Source organism: [Erwinia] mediterraneensis (assembly GCF_900604315.1).
Lineage (GTDB): Bacteria > Pseudomonadota > Gammaproteobacteria > Enterobacterales > Enterobacteriaceae > Pantoea > Pantoea mediterraneensis_A.
Genome location: NZ_LR026978.1, coordinates 2,799,605 through 2,823,186 on the forward strand (window position 1 = coordinate 2,799,605; position 23,582 = coordinate 2,823,186).

Below are 23,582 nucleotides of genomic sequence, written 5' to 3' on the forward strand. Positions count from 1 at the left end.
CGCCGGCGGTCAGAAAACTTTACAGTTGCGAAACGTAATTATTTTGTTTTTACCCTGCCGCTGATATCAAGTTCCTCCTCTGCAACGCCGTTAACCGAAGTGAGGCAATCGCGCACGCCAGGTTAAGGGCTCATCTATGTTAAAAACTACCCAGTCACGCTTTACCGCAACGTTAGTTGCATTTTTTCTTCTGCTGATGCTCGTCACCGTGGTGATGATTAATCAGCTCGTCGCTCCGCAGTTGAGCCATAACGAGAGCCGTCTGGTACGTTACGAAGTAGACAGCCTGGCGATGCGGATCATTGAACAGATGAACCGCGTCCAGGCGCAACAGCGCGCGATTACCGAAGCAGCGGCGGTGATGGAGAGTGCGACTATCGATCAGCTGCTGCCCGCGCTGGTCAATCAGTATCAGGATGTCAACGTGTTTGGCGGCGGGATCTGGCCGTTGCCCCATCGTCGTGACGCGCAAAAAGAGAAGGACAGCAGCTTTTTCGCCCGTGACAGCAGCAACCAGCTGCAGGCGAACAGCTACTGGAATTCAGCCGCTGCGGATAACTACTGGCAGCAGCCCTGGTACAAAGAGGGCCTTGCCGCGCCGAAAGGCGAGTGCGCCTGGGCAAAAGCGTATCAGGATGCGGCCAGCCCGCAGCCACGCACCAACTGCGCGATGGCCATTTACCGTAACGGGAACGCCTGGGGTGTGGCGACCATCGATGTGACCCTGGGCTTCTTTAACCAGCTGGCAAAGCAGATGGGCGACGCGATTCAGGGACGTGTGCTGATTGTGGAAGCGGATGGCAAAGTTGTCGGCAATGGCGCGCTGTCAGAGGGGACGCCGAAGCTGGAGAATCTCAGCGAGCTGAGCCTGGCGATGGCGGCACCGCTGAAAGCGCTGCTGGCTGAGGCGGGTACGGAACCGAAGCAGAGCCACTACAGCGGTACAGAGGGGGATCATACCCTGTTCCTGCAGCCCATTCCCGGCAGCCCCTGGTATCTGGCCAGCGATGTGCCCACCAGCCTGCTGGAGCAGCAGACCAACAGCATGTTAACCCGCCTTGGGTTGGTGCAGGTGCCACTGGCGCTGCTGCTGTTGCTGGTACTGCTGGGCTTTGTGCGTACCATGATGAAACGTCTCGACCATCTCAACAGCAACATCCAGGCGCTGTCGAAGGGTGGCGCCGATCTGACGCAGCGTTTACCCGCCAGTAACAGTCCGGAATTCAATGCGGTGGCGCAGAGCTTTAACCAGTTTATTGGCTACCTGCAAGGCTTAATGCGACAGGTAGGCGACAGCGCGCTGGCGATTACCGTCGCGTCGCGCGAAATCGCCAGAGGCAACGCCAATCTCTCTGCGCGCACCGAAGAGCAGGCCAGCTCGATTGTGGAAACCGCCGCCTCTATGGAGCAACTGACCGGTACGGTACGCCAGAATGCCGACAACGCCACTGACGCCAATCAGCTGGCGGGCGGCGCATCGCAGGTGGCGGCGCGCGGTTCGGAAGTGGTGCGTCAGGTGGTGAGTACCATGGGGGAGATCCATCAGTCGTCGCGCAAGGTGGTGGATATTATCAGCGTGATCGACAGTATCGCCTTCCAGACCAATATCCTTGCCCTGAACGCGGCGGTAGAAGCGGCGCGTGCTGGCGAGCAGGGACGCGGTTTTGCCGTGGTGGCTTCAGAGGTGCGCAACCTGGCGCAGCGTTCCGCCAATTCCGCGCGCGAAATCAAGACGCTGATTGAGACCTCGGTCGCAAATATCGATGCCGGCAGCCAGCTGGTTGAGCAGGCGGGTCAGACCATGGATGAACTGATGCAGGGCGTCAACAGCGTGACCACGCTGATGGGCGAAATCATGTCAGCCAGCCGCGAGCAGAGTATGGGGATCGAACAGGTTAACGTAGCGATCAATCAGCTCGATGGCACCACGCAACAGAATGCGGCGCTGGTAGAGCAGGTTTCTGGTGCCGCCCGGGCGATGGAGGAGCAGAGCATCCAGCTGGAACAGGTGGTGCAGCGCTTTAAACTCTGAGGATCCGGGATAACCGCAGCGCGACCTTCGGGTCGCGCTGTGCTTTTTTTTCCGCGCTTTACCCACTTTCCCTGTTCACTGCTACGCTTACCAGAGATTCTGCTACAGAAACTGCAATTTTCAGCCATTTACTGTCTGTCGTGCCGGGGCGACTCAACCGCACGGAATGCCATCTTTCTGCTCGCCTTTTTGCCGCCCGAAAAGAAGTGATGGTGTAAAATGGTTAGGATTTTTCTGAAGGAGTTGTCATGCCCGCAATTGAAGTTATCCTCGTCGACCATCTTGATCGTCCCACCGGTAAAATGGAAAAGCTGGAAGTGCATGAAAAAGGATTACTGCATCGCGCCGTGACGGTTTATGTGTTTAATTCGCGCCATGAGTTGTTGCTGCAGCGCCGTGCCAGCGATAAATACCACTGCGGCGGCTTGTGGAGCAATACCTGCTGCGGTCATCCCTATCCCCATGAGACGACGCAGGCGGCCGCGGAGCGACGTCTGTCGGAAGAGATGGGGATGGATCTGCGCCTGACGCCGGTATTTAGTCTGAGCTACAACCTGCCGCTCAGTAACGGGCTGACCGAGCATGAATTTGGTCATGTCTTTTTTGCTGTCAGCGATGCGCACCCGGTGCTGAATCCGGAAGAAGCGGATGCCTGGTGTTATCGTCCGGTCAGTGCGCTGCGTGATGAAATAGCGCGCGATCCCGGGCGTTTTACCCCCTGGTTTCTGCACACCTTTCCGCGTATTCCTGATTATCTTGAGGCATTTAGCCTGCCCGCCTGAGGCCGGTGTCGCGTCGTCCCTGACGCGGCTTCGCCATCAGCGGGAAAAATCCTCGGCATCCACATCGTAACCTGACGGCTCCCAGCGAATCGCCAGCAGCGCCAGCAGCCCCGCCAGCGGCGCAAGGAAGATTACCCAAAAGACCTGTGTATCGAGCGTGGCGGCCAGCACCGGAAACGCGAACAGCGAGACGGTGGAGCTGCCACGCATCAGTGTCTGGTTAAAGCCCACGCCCACGCCGCGCAGCGAGGTAGGGTAGCTGAGCGACGCGAAGGTCATGGTGTGCGAACCGGGGCCAAAGCCCTGGCCAAACAGGAACAGCGCCAGCATCGCAATCGCCAGCGCCGCTTCCTGCCCGCCGTCGGGACGACCAATCAGCGCCAGACCGAGCAGGGCGATGCACTGACAGGCGTAGCCCGCCACCGACATCTTCCAGGCTCCCAGCGCAGGCACCAGACGCACCGCCAGCAGGCCGCCGACAAAGGCGAACAGCAGGTTGAGCGCCAGCGACACCAGGATAGTGGTCAACATCGACTGAGCCAGAAAGCTGGAGATAATCACCGGCAGGCCAAAGGCCACGGCGTTATAGGCAAAGGAGGAGGCGACAGAGGTAATGGTCGCCAGCAGCGTACGCCGCAGATAGATGCCCTGCAGCAGCGCGCCGTAGTTACGCCAGCTGGCGCGTCGCGCGGGTTTTAACTTGCTGAGGTCCGCATCCGGTGCCACTTCGGCATTGATGTTATAGGAGCTGCGCAGGATCGCTGCGGCCCCTTTCAGATTGCCCTGATTTGCGGCCCAGATCGGTGATTCGCTCATATAGCGGCTGCGGATGGCAATAATCGCTATCGCTGGCACGGCACCAAAACCAAGGATCACGCGCCACAGCCAGTCAGTGTGGCTCTCCGGCAGCACCGCATAGAGCAGCAGCACCAGCAGATAGGAGACGCTGATGGCGGCATACCAGGTGGGACACCACATCGCCACGCTGGCCGCCTTGTTGCCTTTGCCGCGCAGCTTTGAAAACTCAGCCAGAAACGCCATGGCTACCGGCAAGTCGATACCTACCCCCAGTCCCATCACAAAACGGGCGCCCGCCAGCACATATTCATTCGGCGCGAAGGCGCAGGCGAGGGCCGCGAAAACAAAGAAAAACATATCCGCCATAAAAACGCGGTAGCGGCCAATTTTGTCGGTAAGGTAGCCGCCGATCAGGGCGCCGACAATGGCGCCGAAGGTAATGGCGGAAGCCACCATACCTGTGCCGGCAGGCGTCAGGTTGAATTCCCGCGCCACATCTTTAATGCCGAACGCCAGAGCGCCCAGGTCATAGGCGTCAAGAAAAACACCGCCCAGCGCAATCGCCACGACGATACGCGCGTTGCTGCGCGACTGAGTGCTGTCATTAACCAGCGCAGAGACATCGGCAGCGCTACGGATCCACTGCGTTTTCCCGGTGGGTAGGTTTCCTGTTTGCGCGACATGCGCGGAGGAAGTTAAGTCGGACATGATGTTGTCTTTATTGTAGGATTATCTGTGCAAATGAGAATAATCCGCTGCGTCATTCTCATAAATTCCATTTTGTTATAACTCAGAACCACAGGCTCTGAGCGCGTGACGCGGTGTTGCTCACGAAATGTACGATCGTTGCCGCAAGCGGAGCGCATTGAGCTACGCTTTTAAACAGATAAAAGTTGAACAGCAAACAAGGACTTAATTATGGCTGGGTTTTACTGGCGTTATGGTTTACTGGGGATGGCGTTGCTGGTGCTTGCTGGCGGGGCCCAGGCGGCCGATCCGGTGCGGGTAGGATCGAAAATTGATACCGAAGGCTCTCTGCTGGGCAATCTTATTCTGCAGGTGCTGGAAAAGCACGGCGTGAAAACCGTGAATAAAATTCAGCTCGGTAATACGCAGGTGGTGCGCGGCGCTATTCTGGCAGGCGAGCTGGATATCTATCCGGAATATACCGGTAACGGTGCGTTTTTCTTTAATGATGAGCAAGATAGCGCATGGAAAAATGCCGAGGCGGGTTACCAGAAGGTGAAGACGCTGGATGCGGAAAAAAATCAGCTGGTATGGCTGACCCCCGCGCCAGCCAACAACACCTGGACCATTGCGGTGCGCAGCGACGTAGCGCAAAAAAATAACCTCAACTCGCTTGCCGATCTCGGCGCATATCTGCGCAACGGTGGCAGCTTTAAGCTGGCGGCCTCGGCGGAATTTATTGAACGCAGTGATGCGCTGCCCGCGTTTGAAAAAGCCTATAACTTCAAACTCAACCAGGATCAGCTGCTGTCGCTGGCGGGCGGGGATACTGCCGTCACCCTGAAAGCGGCGGCGCAGCAAACCTCCGGCGTGAATGCCGCCATGGCCTATGGCACCGACGGTCCGGTGGCGGCGTTGGGATTGCAAACGCTCAGCGATCCGGCAGGCGTGCAGCCGATCTACGCTCCCACACCGGTGGTGCGCGCCGCAGTGCTGAAACAGTATCCCGATCTTGAAAAATGGCTACAGCCGGTGTTCGCGTCGCTTGATGCCAGAACGCTGCAACAGCTGAATGCGCAAATTGCGGTAGAAGGGCAGGATGCCAGCAGTGTCGCGGCGCACTATCTGCAGCAGAAGAAATTGCTGTAGCGGAAACTGCCCAGGGAAAGATGAAGCACATACGTTTTTACCATCCGGTTCCGCTGCTGCTGCTGGCGCTGTTGAGCCTGACGCTGGGCGGTCTGCCGTTTCTCACTTACGCGGCTAACCGCCTGGTGGCGGGCGAGCCGATCATGCTGTGGCAACTGACGCACGGCCCCGGACTGCTGCTGCCGCTGGCGCTGCTCTGGTTGCTGGTATGGCGTCCGCCACGACCTGCGACCTTTCTGCTGTTGTTGCTGCTGGCCGAACTGCTGCTGGCGGGCATGGTTTTCCTCAGCGGTCACCATGCCGCCGCGCTGGCGGCAGAGGGCAGCCGTCTGGCCCGTACCGCTTTTGGCAGCGGCCTGTGGCTCTCCGCCGCGCTATGTCTGCTGCTGGCGGCTGAGGCGATTCGTCATCTCACCCCTCATCCACTCTGGCGACTGCTGCTTAACGCTCAGGTCTGGCTGCTGCCGCTGCTGATGCTGCTCAGCGGGCAACTGGATCAGCTGTCATTACTGAAAGAGTATGCCAGTCGCCAGCAGGTTTTTGACCAGGCGTTTGCCCGCCATCTGGCTTTGCTGGTAGGCACGCTGCTGACCGCGCTGCTTATCGGCATGCCGCTGGGTATCTGGCTCTGCCGGCGGCCCGGCTGGCAGTCAGCAACCTTTGGCGTGCTGAATGTGATTCAGACGGTGCCCTCGGTAGCGCTGTTTGGTTTGCTGATTGCGCCGCTGGCCGGACTGGTGCAGCGCTTTCCCGCGCTGGGCGACTGGGGCATCGGCGGCATTGGCGCGGCGCCGGCGCTGATTGCGCTGGTACTTTATGCACTGTTGCCACTGGTGCGCAGTGTCGTGGCGGGTCTGCAGCAGGTGCCCGCCGGGGGGAGGGAAACGGCGCGCGGGATGGGGATGGGGCCGCTGCAGCAGTTCTGGCATGCTGAAGGGCCGCTGGCGCTCCCGGGCTGGCTGGCCGGTTTACGCGTGGTGGTGGTGCAAACCCTGGGCATGACGGTGATCGCCGCCCTGATTGGTGCCGGGGGTTTTGGGGCGATTATTTTTCAGGGCCTGCTGAGCAGCGCGCTCGATCTGGTACTGCTCGGCGTGATTCCGGTGATTGCGCTGGCCGTTGTTCTGGATGCGCTGTTCCGGCTGGTGATTTCCCTGCTGGAGGTAACAAACCGATGATTCAGTTTGAACGGGTAAGTAAGTCGTTTGCCGGTATGCCTGCGGTCAGCGATTTGACGCTGGACATTGCGGCGGGCGAATTTGCTGTGCTGATTGGCACCTCCGGATCGGGTAAATCGACCACGCTGAAAATGATTAACCGTCTGGTTGAACATGATACCGGACAGATTCGCTTTGCCGGTGAGGAGATCCGCCAGCTGGACGCACGCAGTTTGCGCCGCCGTATGGGGTACGCCATTCAGTCCATTGGCCTGTTCCCGCACTGGACGGTGGCCAGAAATATCGCCACGGTTCCGCAGCTGCTGAAATGGCCGCGGGCACGTATCGCGGCACGGATCGACGAGCTGCTGGGGCTGCTGAATCTCGATCCTGCGCTGGCCACACGTTATCCGTATCAGCTGTCAGGCGGCCAGCAGCAACGTGTCGGCGTCGCGCGAGCGCTGGCCGCCGATCCTGAGGTGCTGCTGATGGATGAACCTTTTGGCGCTCTGGACCCGGTTACGCGCGGCGTATTGCAGCAGGAGATGTTGCGTATACATCGCCTCTCCGGTCGCACCATCGTGCTGGTGACCCACGATATTGACGAGGCGCTGACGCTGGCGGATCGGCTGGTGCTGATGGATGAGGGGAAAATTGTGCAGCAAGGCAGGCCGGTGGAGCTGCTCACTCAGCCGAAAACCCCGTTTGTGCGTGACTTCTTTGGCCGCAGCGAGTTTGGGGTGCGCCTGCTCTCGTTAGGTCTGGCAGGCACCAGCGCGCGACGCGGCGAGTGGCTGGAGGGCGAGGCGATTGCCGCCAGCCTGACGCTGCGCGAGGCGCTGTCGCAGTTTATCGCCCGCCAGACCGATAAGCTGCCGGTGGTGGATGAGCGCCAGCAGCCGATCGGCGTGCTGCATTTTAACGATCTGCTGCGTCAGCGTGAGGTGAGCGGATGCGCGGGTTAAAAGATCCTCTGCTTTGGCTGCTGCTGTTATTTGTCGCTCTGCTCTGGGCGATGCCCTATAGCGGTCCGCTGTTTGCCGCCTGGTTCCCCGAGCTGGAGCGGCCTCTTTATCAGCAGGAAAGTTTCTTTCAGCTGGCGCTGGCGCACATTACGCTGGTGCTGACAGCCAGTGCGCTGGCGCTGGTGACTGGCGTCGGCAGCGGCGTGCTGGTCACGCGCCGCCAGGGGCGTGCCTTTCGGCCGCTGGTCGAGACGATCGTCGCTGCCGGCCAGACATTTCCGCCGGTTGCGGTGCTGGCGATAGCCGTGCCGGTGATGGGATTTGGCGCCTGGCCAGCGGTGATAGCGCTGCTGCTTTACGGCCTGTTGCCGATTCTGCAGGGGACCCTGGCGGGACTGGATAGCGTCCCCGCCAGCAGCCGCGAAATTGCACAAGGGGTAGGCATGAGCCCCTGGCAGCGCTTATGGCAGGTGGAACTGGCGCTGGCGGCACCGGTCATTCTCGCCGGGGTGCGCACCTCGGTGATAATCAATATTGGCACGGCGGCGATTGCCTCAACGGTGGGCGCAAAAAGCCTCGGCTCACCTGTGATTATTGGCCTGAGCGGTTTTAATACGGCTTATGTGATTCAGGGGGCGTTACTGGTGGCGCTGCTGGCGGTCGTCAGCGATCGCCTGTTTGAACGCCTGCAGCGTCGGCTCAGCGTGCATGCAGCACAACCGTGTAACCCACCAGCATCAGGCCACCCACGCCGCCGACAGTCATAGTGAGAAAAAGAAGGGTAACTGCGATTTTTTGCCAGTTCATAAGAAACCTGATGCGTGTCAAAGAAGGGCAATAATAACGTGGACGACGCGCCGCACCAAGGGCCATGCGTGCCTTTTCTCTGCGTTGCAGAGGGTGCCCGCAGAAAAGTTACGGGCTGCCGTGTATCTGGACCGAAAATCCCTGTTCCTGCCAGTGACTTAACTGCTCCTGCTGGCGGCGCGTGAGTTTTTTGCCGGTCCAGAGAAAAATCATCTGCCCGGGAAACAGTTCAGGGCGCGGCAGTTCCAGCGGCTCCGCCAGCACGTCCATACGCCAGCCCTGCTGCGAAAGACGCCAGGCTTCCAGCCAGAGACGGGTGCGATCCTCGCCGCCCCAGCCAATAATCAACGCATCCTTGCCCGGCTTTTTACGCACGCCGGTCAGGCAGAAGGCAACATAGTCAATCAGCGCGCCATCCAGCAGGCTGCACATAGCACGCGCAGTGTTTTGATCCAGACCGAGCCGCTGACGTACTGGCACAAAGATATGGTCGATCGCCACATCCGCAGAATTTTCCCGCCCGATTGCCGCTATCTTTGCCCGCAGTTTGGCCGGACGCACATGGCGCAGCACGCTCATCAGCTCTTCCTGCAGAGCGAACCAGCCATCGTGGGCATTAACTTCTTCACCGGTGAGCAGGGCTTTCACTTTGCCGACAGGCACGCCGCTCTCTATCCAGCGCTTGATCTCCTCAATGCGCTGAACGTCTTCATCATCAAACTGTCGATGTCCGCCTTCGGTTCGCTGTGGCTTTAACAGACCGTAACGTCTCTGCCACGCGCGCAGTGTTACCGGGTTGATTCCACAGCGTTCGGCAACCTCACCGATACTGTATAAGACCATGCATTCCTCAAATCACTGCCTGTAGGCCAGTTAACTCTAGCGAAGCCTACTAAGTTGTACAATTTATTTTTTGCTGTACAGCTTGATATGGTGTTGTTTTTAGCGTTATATCTCACATATGAGAAATTTATCCCTAAAGTGAGAAAAACCTAATGCAGCAACCTGATACTGAACAGCGTCTGGCCGCACGGCTGGCAGAACTGCGTCTTATACGCGGCTGGTCGCTGGATGAACTTGCCATGGCTACCGGCATCAGTCGCGCCTCATTGTCGCGAATTGAGCGCGGGGAGACCAGTCCAACTGCCGCATTACTTAACCGGCTGTGCGTGGCTTACGGATTAACTATGTCACGCTTGCTCAGTGAGGTCGAGTCAGGCAATGCGTTATTGCTCACCTCTGACCAGCAACCGGTATGGCGTGATGAAGAGAGCGGCTTTTATCGTCGTAATCTGTCACCCCCGGCCAACGGTTTTAAAACTGAGATGATTGAGGCGCGGCTGCGCCCCGGTGCCCGCATTGAGTATGAAGCTCCGCCGGTGACGGGCATGGAGCAGCATATCTGGCTGCTGAGCGGCGCGCTGGATATTGTACTGGAAGATCAACGCTGGTCGCTCAGGGCAGGCGATTGTCTGCGCTTTCATTTAACCGGGAAATCGGCCTTTTACGCCGGCGTTAACGCAGAGGCGCACTATCTGCTGGTGGTATGTCGGCCATGATTGAGGAAATGAATGCATCGCAAGCCCGGCAGGCACTACCGGAATTGTGTGAAGTGCTGCGCGCCTGCGTCGCAGAGGGGGCCAGCGTCGGGTTCGTTGATGCGGACGACAGTGAGACGCTAAACGCTTTCTGGCAGAGCCGGATCGCCAGTATTGCCCGTAAGGAAACGCAGTTACTGGTCGCCCGGGAAGCCGGAGTAGTGGTCGCCACGGTCATGACAGGCTACAGCGGCATGCCAAATGGCCGCCATCGGGCAGAAATCAGCAAGCTGCTGGTACACCCGCAGGCGCGACGCCAGGGCATTGCGCGTCGCCTGATGCAGCAGGCGGAAGCGCTGGCGCTGGCGAGAGGATGTCTGCTGCTGGTGCTTGATACCCGCAGCGGCGATGTTGCCAGTCAGCTTTACCTGTCGTTGGGTTGGCAAGTGGCCGGCACTATTCCTTTTTACGCTGCCTCCGGTTCAGGCCAGCTGGAAGCCACCACCCTGATGTACAAAAAGGTAGGCTGGCTGGCGGACAGGGAGTAAGGCACCGGTCAGTTCCCTCTCCCTCCGGGAGAGGGTTAGGGTGAGGGGAGCAGACAGACAGGCTGTGCAACGTTCACCCTCACCCCGGCCCTCTCCCGCAGGCGGGAGAGGGGGAGGTGCAGGTTTGTGAGATGGGTGCGGGATTCAGACATACCTGATTGTGCAGCCAGGACCCGTTCCGTCAGACCGCACCGTGCAGTCCCCTCTCCCTCCGGGAGAGGGTTAGGGTGAGGGGAGCAGACAGACAGGATGTGCGACGTTCATCCTCACCCCGGCCCTCTCCCGCAGGCGGGAGAGGGGGAGGTGCAGGTTTGTGAGATGGGTGCGGGATTCAGACATACCTGATTGTGCAGACAGGACCCGTTCCGTCAGACCGCACCGTGCGGTCCCCTCTCCCTCCGGGAGAGGGTTAGGGTGAGGGGAGCAGACAGACAGGATGTGCGACGTTCATCCTCACCCCGGCCCTCTCCCGCAGGCGGGAGAGGGGGAGGTGCAGGTTTGTGAGATGAGTGCGGGGTTCAGACATACCTGATTGTGCAGACAGGACCCGTTCCGTCAGACCGCACCGTGCTGTCCCCTCTCCCTCCGGGAGAGGGTTAGGGTGAGGGGAGCAGACAGACAGGATGTGCGACGTTCACCCTCACCCCGGCCCTCTCCCGCAGGCGGGAGAGGGGGAGGTGCAGGTTTGTGAGAGAAGTGCGGGATTCAGACATACCTGATTGTGCAGACAGGACCCGTTCCGTCAGACCGCACCGTGCTGTCCCCTCTCCCTCCGGGAGAGGGTTAGGGTGAGGGGAGCAGACAGACAGGATGTGCAACGTTCACCCTCACCCCGGCCCTCTCCCGCAGGCGGGAGAGGGGGAGGTGCAGGTTTGTGAGATGAGTGCGGGGTTCAGACATACCTGATTGTGCAGCAGGACCCGTTCCGTCAGACCGCACCGCGCTGTCCCCTCTCCCTCCGGGAGAGGGTTAGGGTGAGGGAAAAGGCCGGTTGCCGATCACAACACTCTGAGCGCCGGAAAGTAAGGCGCTCAGAGACGGGCGGCCAGTGCGGTAACGCGGGCGATGGCCGCCTGGAGTTGCGCTTCGCTGACCGGCTCCATCATATTCGCCATATCAGGCGCATGTACCGATTCCCGGACAATCAGCACCAGCTCATCGGGCTCAAGCGGGGCGATTTCCGCCAGCGTCAGCGGTACGCCGCAGGCGCGCGCCAGCCGCATCTCCTGCAACAACTCCTCATCCGCGCGATTTTCCAGCGCCAGCAAGCAAAGGTTGCCAAAGCCCACCAGCAGACCATGACCAAACTCGCGCGTTTTATCGCAGAAGGTGAAGCCTTCATAAATGGCGTGAGCCGCGGCAGCATGGGCACCGTTGCTCATCAGCGAAGTCAGACCCGCCCAGGTGAAAATCGCGTCCAGCACCTGATCGAGTGCCGGGCTGCTGCGTCCCTCCTGCACATCGGCCCAGGCGGCGGGTCCGTGCGCCACAATCATGTCGTAGCAGATTTTGCTGTGCGCCAGCGAAGAGAGGGCATTGCCGCTGCGTGCCGGATGACGCTGGCTCACCGCACGGAATTCATACCATTTCGCCAGGGTATCGCCCAGGCCGGCAGCCAGCCAGCGCGGCGGCGCTTTTGCCAGCAGCGCGCTGTCGATAACCACTGCCGCTGGTGCCTGAGGCAATGGAAAAATATCAACAAAGTTGCCCTGATCATCGTAGCGAATCGACAACGGCGTTACGGCGGCGCAGGTCGCCGCGATGGTCGGCAGAGTGATCACCGGCAGGCCAAGCTGTGCGGCTACCGCTTTACAGGTATCGAGCGATTTGCCACCGCCCGCGCCGATAATTACGTCCGCCTGCAGCTCCTGAGCCAGCTGTGCCAGGCGGGTAATCTGGGGCAGCGATGTTTCTCCGCCATACCACTCTGATGCCAGCAGCGTGACGCCTGCCGCCTGCAGTTGGGTACCTACCGGAGTTTCTACGATCTGCAGGGCGGTTTTACCGCCAATCAACAGAGCACGCTGTCCCAGACCGGCACATATCTCACCCAGTTGGTTGAGCACGCCAGCGCCACGCACCACGCGTGCCGGAAAAATCAGGTTAAGTTGAGTCATCTCTTTGTCTCTGCAAAAGTTAGCGCATCAGGGCAATCAGGTAACTTTCTCATCATGGCTTGCCGCTGCGTCGGGAAAAATCCTTGACAACAAATAATCACTTCAGCGATTACTTAACTAAAGATGGCGATCCCTGAAGGAAACCGTTCTTGCATAACTTACCCAACCTGAAGCTGTTGCAGGTATTTACCAGCGTGGTGCGCTGTCAGGGTTACTCGCGGGCGCAGCAGGCGCTGAACATGACCACCCCCGCCATCAGCGGCTATATGAGCGAACTGGAAGCGCAGCTGGGGTTTGTGCTCTGTCAGCGCGGTCGCGGCGGCTTTTCCCTGACGCCAAAGGGCGAGCAGTTTTACGCCTATAGTCTGCAGCTGCTGGAACAGCTGGGCAGCTGGCAACAGCAGGTGGCGGCGTTAAAAAACGAGCAGGGCGGCACCTTTTCTCTGGGCGTGGTGGATGCCACGGTCACGGACAGCGCGCTGGATCTGCCCGCCGCCATCGTCCGGTTTAATCAGCGTTTTCCGGCGGTGTTTCTCAGCCTGAGCGTGCGCGATCCCAGCGAACTACAGCAGCATCTGCTGGAGGATCGGCTGGATTTGGCGATCGGTCATTTTCCGCTGCGCCTCAACAATCTGGTCACTGTCCCGCTGTATGAGGAGCAGCACTGGCTCTATTGTCATCCCGACCATCCGCTGGCCCACGGCACCGCCAGCGTGGCGCAGATACAGCGCAGCGGTATCGTCACGCGGCGCTACTGGAATCAATCCGAGCTGAGCAAACGTGGTTTCCGCCAGAGCACCGCCTCGGTTGAAAGCATCGAAGCGCAGCTGACGCTGATCCTTTCCGGGCGTTACATTGGCTATCTGCCCGCGCACTATGCCCAACGCTGGGAAGAGGAAGGTGTGCTCCGGCGCCTGCTGCCGGAACATTTCCATTTTCGTGCTGCCTTCTCCTTTGCTTTTCGCCGTGGACGCAGCCGGGAAACGCTGATCCGCGCCATGCGTGAAATCCTGAATGCGCCTCGAAAAAGGAGAACGGAAAGCTGACGTTGTGCGCATACTGTGTAAAAATACAGGCCAGTTTCTTCAGGCAGCGACGGTTATGGCCTTAACAGCAGCGATTAAAAGCCAGATTGCGCAGTGGTATAAAGCGCTGCAGCAACAGGTACCTGACTTTATCCCCCGCGCGCCACAGCGGCAGATGATTGCCGAAGTGGCAAAAATTTTTACGGGCGAAGAGGGACGTCATCTTGCCATCGAAGCGCCAACCGGCGTTGGTAAAACCCTCTCTTATCTGATCCCCGGCATTGCCGCCAGCCGGGCGGAGGAGAAGCGCCTGGTGATCAGCACCGCCAACGTGGCGCTGCAGGATCAGATTTTCAGCAAGGATCTGCCGTTGCTGAAAAAGATCATTCCCGATCTGACCTTTACCGCGGCGTTTGGCCGCGGTCGTTATGTCTGCCCCCGCAATCTCGCCGCGCTGGCTGCTGATGACGATCAGCAGGGCGATCTGCTGCTCTGGCTGGATGACAGCATCAGCAGTTCGAAAGAGGAGCAAACCCTCTGCAGCCGCCTGGAAAAAAAACTCAATCGTCACCAGTGGGATGGCCTGCGCGACCACACCGATGAAGCGATCGGCGACAGCCTGTGGCAACGGCTTTCTACTGACAAAGCGAACTGCCTGGGCCATCACTGCCGCTGGTATCGCGAATGTCCGTTTTTTATCGCCCGCCGGGAAATCGAGCAGGTGGATGTGATCGTGGCGAACCATGCGCTGGTGATGGCGGCGATGGAGAACGAATCCGTGCTGCCGCCAGCAAAAAATCTGATGCTGGTGCTGGATGAAGGGCACCACCTGCCGGAAGTGGCGCGCGATGCGCTGGAAATCAGCGCGGAGATTACCCCGGGCTGGACCAGCCTGCAGCTCGATCTGTTTATTCGCCTGGTGGAAACCATTATGGCGCAGTTCCGGCCCAAATCGCCGCCGCCGCTGAGTAATGCGGAGCGCCTGAAAGGACACTGCGAGGAGATGCGCGAGCTGCTGACCACGCTGTGCACTACACTCAATTCCCTGCTGCCCTCCGATAATCAGCCAGGTGAATATCGTTTTGTGCTGGGCGAACTGCCGGAAGCGCTGCTGAGCCACTGTGCCCGTCTGTTTAAGCTGAGCGATGCGCTGCGCGGGCTGGCGGAAGGCTTGCTGAACGAGTTAAGCGACCAGACCGGTAAAGTTGACCTGGTACGTCTGCATCGTACGCTGCTGCAGCTCAATCGCCACTTCGGCTGGTTTGAATCGATCAGCAAGCTGTGGCGGCTGGCGGCACTGGAAAAAGCCTCCGGCGCGCCGGTCTCCAAATGGATCACGCGCGAACTGCGCGAGGGCCAGGCGCATCTGCTGTTTCACTGTGCCGGTATCCGCGTCAGCGATCAGCTGGAAAAGCTGCTGTGGCGTAAGGTGCCCCATGTGGTATTAACTTCGGCCACGCTGCGCTCGTTGAACAGCTTCAGCCGGCTGCAGGAGATGTCCGGGCTGAATGAAAAAGCGGGCGATCGTTTTATTGCCCTCGACTCGCCTTTCAATCATGTCGATCAGGGCAAACTGGTGATCCCGCAGATGCGCTATGAGCCGCTGATGGCCAACGAAGCGGAGCATATTGCGGAAATGGCGCACTTTTTCCGCCAGCAGATGGCGGAGAAAAAGCACAAGGGGGTGCTGGTGCTGTTTGCCAGCGGCCGTGCCATGCAGCTGTTCCTCTCCCACGTCACTGATTTACGGCTCGCCATGCTGGTGCAGGGCGATCAGCCGCGCTACCGGCTGGTGGAGTTGCACCGTAAACGTGTGCAGCAGGGCGAGACCAGCATCCTGGTGGGGCTGCAATCTTTTGCCGAAGGGCTGGATCTGAAAGGCGATCTGCTGTCCCAGGTGCATATCCATAAAATTGCTTTTCCACCGGTAGACAGTCCGGTAATTTTGACGGAAGGGGAGTGGCTGAAAAGCCTGAAGCGCTATCCGTTTGAGGTGCAGAGCTTGCCCAGCGCCTCCTTTACGCTGATTCAGCAGGTCGGGCGTTTGATTCGCAGCCATCAATGCTATGGCGAAATTGTGATTTACGATCGTCGGCTGCTGACGAAAAGTTATGGCACCCGGCTGCTGGCTGCCCTGCCGGTGTTTCCTATTGAGCAACCGGCCCTGCCGGAAGGGAAAGTGGTGAAAGTTGTGCCAGACAGCAGCAAACGGCCACGACGTGCTGCCAGTAGGAAAAAAGCGTGACTGTGGCGTATCTGGTAACCTGTGACTCTATTCTGTGGCTGCGCAGCAGCGGCCCTTCCGAGCGGGAAACGACTGATGGAACTGAATAAAATTATTAAAGAAGTGGGGCGCGGAAAAAATCACGCCCGGGATATCGATTTCGCCACAGCGCAGGCTCTTTATCGCGCCATGCTGGCCGGGGAAGTGCCGGATCTGGAACTGGGCGGCCTGCTGATTGCGTTACGGATTAAAGGTGAAGGGGAAGAGGAGCTGCATGGCTTCTACCGGGCGATGCAGGAGCAGATGATGCACCTGCAGCCGCCCGCCGGACGTCCAATGCCGGTGGTAATCCCCAGCTACAATGGCGCACGCCGTCAGGGTAATCTGACGCCGCTGCTGGCGCTGCTGCTGGAAAAACTCGGTATTCCGGTGCTGGTGCATGGGGTCAGTGACGATCCCACGCGTGTCACCAGTGAGGCGGTGTTTGCTGAGCTGGGCATCCAGCCGGTGCAGAATGCGGCGGCGGCGCAGGCCTCGCTGGAGGCGGGTAAGCTGACCTTTCTCACCATTGAGATGCTGTGCGCGCCGATGGCGAAACAGCTCTCGCTGCGCTGGCGTATGGGTGTGCGTAACAGCGCGCATACGCTGGCGAAACTGGCGACGCCTTTTGCTGAAACCGCCGCGTTACGTCTGGCCAGCGTGTCACATCCGGAATATGTGCCGCGCGTAGGGAAATTTTTCAGCGTGATTGGCGCGCCCGCCCTGTTGCTGAACGGCACCGAAGGGGAAGTGTATGCGAATCCGCAACGCTGTCCGGCCATCAGCTTTATCGCCGGGGCTGACGCACAAGCGGAGGTGTGGGTTGAACGGCAGCCGGAAGTGAGTGTCGCACTCGCCGCCTCGAAAGAGGCCGCAATTACCGCACGCTGGATTGAGCAGGTACTGGATCAGCAGATAGCGGTGCCGCAGGCTCTGCGTCTGCAGATAGCCTGCTGCTTGCGCGCGACGGGACACGTCGCCACGCTGGAAGAAGGTCTCGCCTCTCTGAATGCGGCCGGTTACTGATCGGGCGGCTGACGGCCGCACTCAGCGTTTCAGGCAGTGTTCCACCAGCGCCTGCCAGAAGCGGATACCGTGCGGAATCAGCGCATCATTGAAGTCGTAACAGGCGTTGTGCAGGGGAGCGGAGGGCGTTTCGCCATCGGCGCCGAGCCAGAAGTAGGCACCGGGGCAAGCTTCCAGCATACAGGCGAAATCTTCCGAGGCCATGGAAGGATTAATCTGCCAGCGTACGTTATCGCTGCCCAGCAGCGCCTGCGCCACCTCACGCACCTGTCCGGCGGGTTGCAGGTGGTTCGCCGTCACCGGATAGCCGGGCAACCAGTCAATCTGTCCCTCTACCGCGAAGGGCTGGGGCAGGGTGGTAACGAACTCCTCGATCAGGCTGCGTACTTTGTTACGCACATCATCCTGCAGGCAGCGCACTGTGCCGCGCAGAGTAATCTGTTCCGGAATAACGTTAATCGCTTCACCGCCCTGAATTTGCGTGATGCTCACCACCGCCGAAGCGAGAGGCGACAGGCGACGGGAGGGAATGGTCTGCAGCGCCAGAATCAATTCGGCGGCCACGACCATCGGGTCGGCACCGTTTTCCGGCATCGCGGCATGGCAGCTTTTGCCGCTCAGGGTAATCTCAAATGCGTCCAGCGAAGCCATCATGGCATCAGGATTAACCGCCAGGGCGCCTGCTGGTAATCCTGGCCAGTTATGCAACGCATAGATGGCATCCATCGGGAAGCGTCGGAACAAGCCTTCTTCCACCATCTTGCGCGCGCCGCCGAGGTTCTCTTCCGCAGGCTGAAAAATAAAGTGGACCGTGCCGCTGAACTGGCGCGTCTGCGCCAGCTGTTTCGCCGCGGCGAGCAGAATAGCCGTGTGACCATCGTGGCCGCAGGCGTGCATCACGCCCGGACGCTGTGAACGCCAGGGACGATCGCCTTTTTCCGTAATGGGCAGCGCATCCATATCAGCCCGCAGGCCAATGGTCGGGCCGGGGCCATTTTCCAGCGTACCAATAACGCCGGTAACTGCCAGGCCACGGTATACCTGCAGGCCAAAGGCGGCCAGCTGTTCAGCGACAAATGCGCTGGTCTGCTGCTCCTGATAGCCGAGTTCCGGCTGACGGTGAAACTGTTGACGCCACTGGATGGCCTCCACGATCAGGGTGGTCGGCAGGGTCATAACGGCTGGGGTCTCCTTGCGGGGGCAATACACCGGGGTTGGCGTAGCGCATAAATCTGAATCTTCACTGTAGAGGTAAGCGCAGGGTAACGTCTATCTCAGCAAAGGAGAAAATTCGCTATAGCCTAAAACAAATTGGAATAAGTCAGAACCAAAGTGCGGGGCGCTCTTGCCCTCACCCTAACCCTCTCCCGGAGGGAGAGGGGACTGAATGGCGCACATTGCTGCAATCCTGCTGCGGACCGCTCCCACTCCCGTTTACGGGAGAGGGCCGGGGTGAGGGGGACGGGTGCACATTACTGCAATCCTGCTGCGGACCGTTCCCTCTCCCGCTTACGGGAGAGGGCCGGGGTGAGGGGGACGGGCGCAATTGCTGCAACCCTGCTGCGGACCGCTCCCTCTCCCGTTTACGGGAGAGGGCCGGGTGAGGGAGACAGGCGCACATTGCTGCAACCCTGCTGCGGACTGCTCCCTCTCCCGTTTACGGGAGAGGGCTGGGGTGAGGGAAAGCGGGCTTCTCAGCCTGCAGCATCGGCAAATTCAGGTCGTGCCGTTCTGCACAGGCTTGCGCCTGCTCGTAGCCTGCGTCAGCATGACGCATCACGCCGGTAGCGGGATCGTTCCACAACACCCGCTCAAGGCGCGCACCGGCGGCTTCGCTGCCGTCACACACGATCACCATACCCGCATGTTGTGAAAAGCCCATGCCGACCCCTCCGCCATGATGCAGACTGACCCAGGTGGCGCCGCCTGCCGTATTCAGCAAGGCGTTCAGCAGCGGCCAGTCGGACACAGCATCTGAGCCATCCTTCATCGCTTCCGTTTCCCGGTTTGGCGAGGCAACGGAGCCGCAGTCAAGATGGTCACGCCCAATCACTACCGGCGCTTTCAGTTCACCATTGCGCACCATCTCATTAAAGGCGAGACCGGCGCGATGGCGTTCACCCAGGCCGAGCCAGCAGATGCGTGCCGGTAAGCCCTGAAAAGCGATACGCTCCTGCGCCATATCCAGCCAGCGATGCAGATTTTTATCTTCAGGAAACAGTTCTTTGAGTTTCGCATCGGTCCTGTAGATATCTTCCGCATCGCCGGAAAGCGCTACCCAGCGGAACGGCCCCTTTCCTTCGCAGAACAGGGGCCGGATATAGGCCGGTACAAAACCGGGGAAATCAAAAGCGTTGTCGACGCCTTCCTCCAGCGCCACCTGGCGGATATTGTTGCCGTAATCCACGGTGGGGACGCCCATATGATAAAAATCGAGCATCGCCTGCACATGCTGCGCCATAGAAGCGCGCGCCGCTTTTATCACTTCCCGGGGTTGGCTTAACCGCGCCTGCTGCCAGCGTTCTACCTCCCAGCCAAGGGGCAGATAACCATTCAGCGGATCGTGTGCAGAGGTCTGATCCGTCACAATATCGGGCTTCATGCCGCCCGCTCTGGCACGTCGCACCAGTTCAGGTAGTACCTCGGCGGCATTGCCCAACAGGCCGACGGAAATCGCTTCTTTCTCGCGCGTGGCCCGGGCAATCATCTCCAGCGCCTCATCCAGCGTCCGGGCTTTGTAATCCAGATAGCGCGTGCGCAAGCGGAAGTCGATGCGCGACTCCTGACACTCCACCGCCAGTACGCAAGCACCGGCCAGCACGCCCGCCAGCGGCTGTGCACCCCCCATGCCGCCCAGTCCTGCGGTCAGGATCCAGCGACCACGCAGATCGTTGTGATAGTGCTGACGCCCCGCCTCGACAAACGTCTCGTATGTGCCCTGTACAATGCCTTGCGCGCCAATATAGATCCAGGAACCGGCGGTCATCTGGCCATACATCATCAGACCCGCTTTATCCAGCTCGTGGAAATGATCCCAGGTCGCCCAGTGCGGTACCAGATTCGAGTTGGCCAGCAGCACGCGCGGGGCATCGGCATGGGTGCGGAAGACGCCCACCGGCTTGCCCGACTGGATCAGCAGGGTCTCATCCGGCTGCAGCGCGCGCAGTGAACGTAAGATCCGGGCAAAACATTCGTGATTACGCGCAGCCTTACCGATGCCGCCATACACCACCAAATCTTCCGGCCGTTCGGCAACGTCAGGGTCGAGGTTGTTCTGGATCATGCGCCAGGCGGCTTCAATCAGCCAGTTAGCGCAATGTAATTCGCTGCCGCGCGGTGCGCGTACTTCACGTGCTATCGCCTGAGTCAGGGTTTCCATGATTTTTTCCTTGGTTCAGTCATCACATCAGTGCGCGGCCAGGCAGCAGCGCAGCGAGCGCTGCTGGCCAGTCGTGGCGGCTGGCCCACTGGCGCATCTTTTCAATATCCGGTGCCAGCAAGCGATCCTGGTCGAGAAAGGCCACCTGCTGGCGAATGGTGGCGATCTCCTGCTCCAGCAGGGCAGAGCTTTGTAACGGGCGGTGAAAATCGATCCCCTGGACCGCCGCCATCGCCTCAATACCTACCACCGCGGCCGTGTTGAAACACATGCTGCCGAGGCGGCGCGCGGCATAAGTCGCCATGGAGACATGATCTTCCTGGTTAGCCGAAGTGGGCAGGCTGTCGACGCTACCCGGATGCGCCAGAGATTTGTTTTCTGAGGCCAGCGCGGCGGCAGTTACCTGAGCGATCATAAAGCCAGAGTTCACGCCGCCATCCCGTACCAGGAAGGGGGGCAGGCCGGAAAGGCCGGTATCCAGCAGCAGCGCCAGACGCCGCTCCGAAATGGCGCCGATTTCCGCCACTGCCAGTGCAATGATGTCGGCGGCGAATGCCACCGGCTCGGCATGAAAATTGCCGCCGGAAATCACGTCGCCGCTGTCGCTGAACACCAGGGGATTATCGGAGGCGGCATTGGCCTCAATCTGCAGCACGCGTGCGGCATGGTTGAGATTATCAAGACAGGCGCCCATCACCTGCGGGACACAACGAATCGAGTAGGGATCCTGAACGCGGCCGCAGTTGACGTGCGATCCCAGAATTTCACTGCCCTTAATCAGCGCGCTGACCGCCGCGGCCACCGCTATCTGCCCCGGCTGTCCGCGTGCCTGGTGGATGCGCGCGTCGAAAGGTTTCAGCGAACCTTTAATCGCCTCCAGCGACAGGGCGCCCGCCAGCAGCCCGGCGGCAAACACGTTTTCCGCTTCGAACAGGCCGCGCAGCGCCAGCGCCGTTGAGACCTGAGTACCGTTCAGCAGCGCCAGACCCTCTTTCGGACCGAGCACAAACGGCTGCAGTCCGGCAAGCGCCAGACCTTCTGCGGCAGGCATAAACTGACCGGCAACCTGCACATCGCCTTCCCCCAGCAGCATCAGCGAGAGATGCGCCAGCGGTGCCAGATCACCGGATGCGCCTACTGATCCTTTTTCCGGGATACAGGGCATCACACCCGCATTAAACAGCGCCACCAGCCCATCAATCAACTCGATACGAATGCCGGAGTGACCGCGCGCCAGGCTGATAATTTTGGTCGCCATAATCAGGCGGGTGACATTATCGGGCAGCAGATCGCCCAGTCCGACGCTGTGGGAAAGCACCAGATTGCGCTGCAGATCCGCCAGACGCGCGGGCGGGATCTCGGTTTGCGCCAGCTTGCCGAAGCCGGTGTTAATGCCGTAAACCACTTTACCAGAAGCGACAATCGCCTCCACCGTTTCCCGTGCCTGCAGAATGGCGCTGCGCGCGCTCTCATCAAGCGCGAGGGTGACTCCGCCCTGATATATCATGCGTAACGTTGCGAGATCTACGTGACCGGGAACCAGGCAACATACCTGCGCTGAACCTGACATACTCTGCTCCTGTCTGGATAAGTGTGCGACGAACGGTCTCTGCTGTTTAAGGCATGGTCAATGCCCATCGCGCGAATAAAGCGAGTGAAACATATGTGTCTATTCTTGTCTATACAACTAGCAAGCGCTATGCCAGATTGATCACAAATTGATGTGCCGGGTAAAACGCCGCTGCGCAGCGCCAGGCCGCGCAGCGCTTGCACCAGCAGCGCGCAGACTATGCACCCTGAGCAGGCGGCTACGCTACGCGCATGTATATACATCTACAGGCCGGGACAGTAAACTCAGCACTGTTTCAGGAGAAGAAGAGGAAAAGGATATGGTCGAGCAGACGGCAGTGGCACAACTGGCGGCAGCCATGAGCAATGAGCCTGCGCCCATCTATCAGCGTGTTAAACAGGCCATCATCAGCCAGATTCGTGACGGCCACTGGAAAGCGAATCAGCGTGTTCCCTCCGAGAGCGAACTGGTAAACGAACTGGGTGTCAGTCGGATGACAATCAATCGCGCCTTGCGCGAACTCACCAGCGAAGGCTTTCTGGTACGCATGCAGGGGGTGGGGACCTTTGTGGCAGAGATGAAAGGCTACACGGCGATGCTGGAAGTGCACAATATTGCCGATGAAATTGCCCAGCGAGGCCATCGTCACAGCAGTCAGATTCTGTCGCTGGGACAGATCAAAGCCGATCCGGAGCAGGCGGCGGTGCTGGGATTAGCCACCGGGCAGACCATTTTCCATTCGCTGATTGTGCATTATGAAAATGAGCTGCCGGTGCAGCTGGAGGATCGTCTGGTTAATCCGCTGGTAGCTCCTGATTACCTGAGCCAGGATTATCACAGCCAGACGCCTTACACCTATCTGATGCGCGTTGCGCCGCTTACCGCCGGAGAGCATATTGTCGAAGCGGTGCTACCGGATGCCCGCCAGCGTAAGCATCTGGCGCTGGATGAACATGAGCCCTGTTTGCTGATCCGCCGTCAGACCTGGAGCGATAATAAAATCGTGACCTATGCGCGGCTACTCTATCCCGGCTCGCGCTATAAGCTGCTGGGGCGTTTTAAGGGACACGGTTGAGTTCCACAAACAGCATGCGGGCATCGTGACTCGCCGGGTTCAGACGCGTTGTTTCATCGCACCACCAGGCCCCCTGATGCTGCCCGAGCGGCTGCGCATCATCCAGCAGCCAGCGTCCCGCGACTATCCAGCAGACCCCGTGCACGCTCTGCTGCGCTTCATCAGTGATGCTGACGCTACTGCGCCAGCTGTCGCGTCGCGTCATGATGTTAAAATCTTCGCTGGGGCCGCCGCTAAGCTGTGCCGCAAGCGCCAGCTCACCGGCAAACGCCCAGGGCTGGAGTGGCAGCAGACGATGTTCTGTACCCTCACCGGTTAAGGTGACAGGGTCACCATTGAGCAGCGTAATTACCCGATCGATCGCCGGGAAGCGTGAGAAGGGTCCATCTGCGGCCAGGGTGGCGATACTGGCGCGCCAGGCAAATTCCGCGGCACCCGGCGGAAAGCTGATAATCTCGCGTGTCTCGCCACCGCCATTGCGCCAGCGACTGACCGGTAGATCCTGATAACGGTAAACTTCTCTCATCGTAACGACTCCACTGCCTCTGTACCGCGAGCGGTACGCCGCCCGCTCTCTCTTCAGCTTACCGGGCGTTGCTGGCTGTCGGCAAGCGAATCATGGCGCATTTTTTACTGCCGGATCAATTAAATAGAAGGCGTCTCC

General features: G+C 59.6%; 20 protein-coding genes. 12 read left to right on the forward strand and 8 right to left on the reverse strand.

From position 1 onward, the window contains the following. Positions 1–136 precede the first annotated feature (136 nt). Positions 137–2,032 carry a methyl-accepting chemotaxis protein gene (locus tag E0E17_RS13170; RefSeq protein WP_130834494.1) on the forward strand — a complete coding sequence of 632 codons (1,896 nt, stop codon included), beginning with the start codon at positions 137–139 and terminating at the stop codon, positions 2,030–2,032. A gap of 248 nt (positions 2,033–2,280) precedes the next feature. Continuing rightward, positions 2,281–2,814, forward strand: a complete 534-nt coding sequence (gene idi, locus E0E17_RS13175; RefSeq protein ID WP_130834495.1) for an isopentenyl-diphosphate Delta-isomerase — start codon at positions 2,281–2,283, stop codon at positions 2,812–2,814. Positions 2,815–2,850: 36 nt separating this feature from the next. Here the strand turns inward: idi and E0E17_RS13180 are convergent, their stop codons facing one another. Further along, on the reverse strand, positions 2,851–4,320 hold the full coding sequence (locus E0E17_RS13180; RefSeq protein ID WP_130834496.1) for an MFS transporter: 1,470 nt from the start codon (positions 4,318–4,320) through the stop codon (positions 2,851–2,853). A 246-nt stretch (positions 4,321–4,566) separates the two neighbouring features. Between E0E17_RS13180 and osmF the strand changes: the two genes are divergently transcribed. The 4 genes from osmF to E0E17_RS13200 are packed head-to-tail and all read left to right on the forward strand — an operon-like array spanning position 4,567 to position 8,337. Continuing rightward, positions 4,567–5,448: a glycine betaine ABC transporter substrate-binding protein OsmF gene (gene osmF, locus E0E17_RS13185; RefSeq protein ID WP_207302085.1), complete on the forward strand. Its 882-nt coding sequence runs from the start codon at positions 4,567–4,569 to the stop codon at positions 5,446–5,448. Between the two features lie 20 nt (positions 5,449–5,468). Further along, positions 5,469–6,626: an ABC transporter permease gene (locus tag E0E17_RS13190; RefSeq protein WP_130834498.1), complete on the forward strand. Its 1,158-nt coding sequence runs from the start codon at positions 5,469–5,471 to the stop codon at positions 6,624–6,626. Continuing rightward, positions 6,623–7,570 carry an ABC transporter ATP-binding protein gene (locus tag E0E17_RS13195; protein ID WP_130834499.1) on the forward strand — a complete coding sequence of 316 codons (948 nt, stop codon included), beginning with the start codon at positions 6,623–6,625 and terminating at the stop codon, positions 7,568–7,570. Before E0E17_RS13190 ends, E0E17_RS13195 begins: the two co-directional genes overlap by 4 nt. Next, entirely contained in the window at positions 7,558–8,337 is a 780-nt protein-coding gene (locus E0E17_RS13200) for an ABC transporter permease (protein WP_130834500.1), read from the forward strand. The genes E0E17_RS13195 and E0E17_RS13200 overlap by 13 nt, the downstream gene beginning before the upstream one ends. Here the strand turns inward: E0E17_RS13200 and E0E17_RS20680 are convergent. Next, positions 8,270–8,443 (reverse strand): YohO family small membrane protein, encoded by a 174-nt coding sequence (locus tag E0E17_RS20680; RefSeq protein WP_500812373.1) that lies wholly within the window; start codon positions 8,441–8,443, stop codon positions 8,270–8,272. The genes E0E17_RS13200 and E0E17_RS20680 overlap by 68 nt on opposite strands. A gap of 42 nt (positions 8,444–8,485) precedes the next feature. After that, entirely contained in the window at positions 8,486–9,220 is a 735-nt protein-coding gene (locus tag E0E17_RS13205; RefSeq protein WP_130834501.1) for a MerR family transcriptional regulator, read from the reverse strand. A 152-nt stretch (positions 9,221–9,372) separates the two neighbouring features. Here E0E17_RS13205 and E0E17_RS13210 point away from each other — a divergent pair, with 152 nt between their 5' ends. Both E0E17_RS13210 and E0E17_RS13215 read left to right on the forward strand, forming a co-directional pair. After that, positions 9,373–9,936, forward strand: coding sequence for a helix-turn-helix domain-containing protein (locus E0E17_RS13210; protein WP_130834502.1), 564 nt, complete (start codon positions 9,373–9,375; stop codon positions 9,934–9,936). 8 nt (positions 9,937–9,944) lie between these two features. After that, positions 9,945–10,463, forward strand: a complete 519-nt coding sequence (locus E0E17_RS13215; RefSeq protein ID WP_439654635.1) for a GNAT family N-acetyltransferase — start codon at positions 9,945–9,947, stop codon at positions 10,461–10,463. Positions 10,464–11,494: 1,031 nt separating this feature from the next. On the opposite strand, the gene E0E17_RS13220 is transcribed toward E0E17_RS13215, so the two are convergent. Further along, complete coding sequence (locus E0E17_RS13220) at positions 11,495–12,580, reverse strand: iron-containing alcohol dehydrogenase family protein (protein ID WP_130834504.1); 1,086 nt, start codon at positions 12,578–12,580, stop codon at positions 11,495–11,497. 149 nt (positions 12,581–12,729) lie between these two features. On the opposite strand from E0E17_RS13220, the gene E0E17_RS13225 reads away from it, so the two are divergent. From E0E17_RS13225 to ybiB, 3 genes are all read left to right on the forward strand, one after another. Continuing rightward, positions 12,730–13,626 (forward strand): LysR family transcriptional regulator, encoded by an 897-nt coding sequence (locus E0E17_RS13225; RefSeq protein ID WP_130834505.1) that lies wholly within the window; start codon positions 12,730–12,732, stop codon positions 13,624–13,626. A gap of 55 nt (positions 13,627–13,681) precedes the next feature. Further along, positions 13,682–15,850, forward strand: coding sequence for an ATP-dependent DNA helicase DinG (dinG, locus tag E0E17_RS13230; protein ID WP_130834506.1), 2,169 nt, complete (start codon positions 13,682–13,684; stop codon positions 15,848–15,850). Positions 15,851–15,925: 75 nt separating this feature from the next. Beyond that, on the forward strand, positions 15,926–16,894 hold the full coding sequence (ybiB, locus tag E0E17_RS13235; protein WP_130834507.1) for a DNA-binding protein YbiB: 969 nt from the start codon (positions 15,926–15,928) through the stop codon (positions 16,892–16,894). Between the two features lie 21 nt (positions 16,895–16,915). Here ybiB and E0E17_RS13240 read toward each other — a convergent pair whose 3' ends face one another. The 3 genes from E0E17_RS13240 to hutH all read right to left on the reverse strand — a co-directional run bounded on the left by E0E17_RS13240 (position 16,916) and on the right by hutH (position 21,843). Further along, positions 16,916–18,070 carry a M20 aminoacylase family protein gene (locus E0E17_RS13240; protein WP_130834508.1) on the reverse strand — a complete coding sequence of 385 codons (1,155 nt, stop codon included), beginning with the start codon at positions 18,068–18,070 and terminating at the stop codon, positions 16,916–16,918. 481 nt (positions 18,071–18,551) lie between these two features. Then, complete coding sequence (gene hutU, locus E0E17_RS13245) at positions 18,552–20,276, reverse strand: urocanate hydratase (protein ID WP_130834509.1); 1,725 nt, start codon at positions 20,274–20,276, stop codon at positions 18,552–18,554. Positions 20,277–20,295: 19 nt separating this feature from the next. Beyond that, entirely contained in the window at positions 20,296–21,843 is a 1,548-nt protein-coding gene (gene hutH, locus E0E17_RS13250) for a histidine ammonia-lyase (RefSeq protein WP_130834510.1), read from the reverse strand. Positions 21,844–22,162: 319 nt separating this feature from the next. On the opposite strand from hutH, the gene hutC reads away from it, so the two are divergent. Then, positions 22,163–22,918 (forward strand): histidine utilization transcriptional repressor HutC, encoded by a 756-nt coding sequence (gene hutC, locus E0E17_RS13255; protein ID WP_130834511.1) that lies wholly within the window; start codon positions 22,163–22,165, stop codon positions 22,916–22,918. Here hutC and E0E17_RS13260 read toward each other — a convergent pair. Further along, on the reverse strand, positions 22,902–23,444 hold the full coding sequence (locus tag E0E17_RS13260) for a HutD/Ves family protein (RefSeq protein WP_130834512.1): 543 nt from the start codon (positions 23,442–23,444) through the stop codon (positions 22,902–22,904). The two genes, hutC and E0E17_RS13260, sit on opposite strands and share 17 nt — an antisense overlap. Positions 23,445–23,582 lie beyond the last annotated feature (138 nt).

Excerpts from the sequence above, each read along its gene's own strand:
- E0E17_RS13170 (WP_130834494.1), top strand. The coding sequence starts at position 137 with ATGTTAAAAACTACCCAGTCACGCTTTACCGCAACGTTAGTTGCATTT.
- idi (WP_130834495.1), top strand. The coding sequence starts at position 2,281 with ATGCCCGCAATTGAAGTTATCCTCGTCGACCATCTTGATCGTCCCACC.
- E0E17_RS13180 (WP_130834496.1), bottom strand. The coding sequence starts at position 4,320 with ATGTCCGACTTAACTTCCTCCGCGCATGTCGCGCAAACAGGAAACCTA.
- osmF (WP_207302085.1), top strand. The coding sequence starts at position 4,567 with ATGGCGTTGCTGGTGCTTGCTGGCGGGGCCCAGGCGGCCGATCCGGTG.
- E0E17_RS13190 (WP_130834498.1), top strand. The coding sequence starts at position 5,469 with ATGAAGCACATACGTTTTTACCATCCGGTTCCGCTGCTGCTGCTGGCG.
- E0E17_RS13195 (WP_130834499.1), top strand. The coding sequence starts at position 6,623 with ATGATTCAGTTTGAACGGGTAAGTAAGTCGTTTGCCGGTATGCCTGCG.
- E0E17_RS13200 (WP_130834500.1), top strand. The coding sequence starts at position 7,558 with ATGCGCGGGTTAAAAGATCCTCTGCTTTGGCTGCTGCTGTTATTTGTC.
- E0E17_RS20680 (WP_500812373.1), bottom strand. The coding sequence starts at position 8,443 with ATGGCCCTTGGTGCGGCGCGTCGTCCACGTTATTATTGCCCTTCTTTG.
- E0E17_RS13205 (WP_130834501.1), bottom strand. The coding sequence starts at position 9,220 with ATGGTCTTATACAGTATCGGTGAGGTTGCCGAACGCTGTGGAATCAAC.
- E0E17_RS13210 (WP_130834502.1), top strand. The coding sequence starts at position 9,373 with ATGCAGCAACCTGATACTGAACAGCGTCTGGCCGCACGGCTGGCAGAA.
- E0E17_RS13215 (WP_439654635.1), top strand. The coding sequence starts at position 9,945 with ATGAATGCATCGCAAGCCCGGCAGGCACTACCGGAATTGTGTGAAGTG.
- E0E17_RS13220 (WP_130834504.1), bottom strand. The coding sequence starts at position 12,580 with ATGACTCAACTTAACCTGATTTTTCCGGCACGCGTGGTGCGTGGCGCT.
- dinG (WP_130834506.1), top strand. The coding sequence starts at position 13,682 with ATGGCCTTAACAGCAGCGATTAAAAGCCAGATTGCGCAGTGGTATAAA.
- ybiB (WP_130834507.1), top strand. The coding sequence starts at position 15,926 with ATGGAACTGAATAAAATTATTAAAGAAGTGGGGCGCGGAAAAAATCAC.
- E0E17_RS13240 (WP_130834508.1), bottom strand. The coding sequence starts at position 18,070 with ATGACCCTGCCGACCACCCTGATCGTGGAGGCCATCCAGTGGCGTCAA.
- hutH (WP_130834510.1), bottom strand. The coding sequence starts at position 21,843 with ATGTCAGGTTCAGCGCAGGTATGTTGCCTGGTTCCCGGTCACGTAGAT.
- hutC (WP_130834511.1), top strand. The coding sequence starts at position 22,163 with ATGGTCGAGCAGACGGCAGTGGCACAACTGGCGGCAGCCATGAGCAAT.
- E0E17_RS13260 (WP_130834512.1), bottom strand. The coding sequence starts at position 23,444 with ATGAGAGAAGTTTACCGTTATCAGGATCTACCGGTCAGTCGCTGGCGC.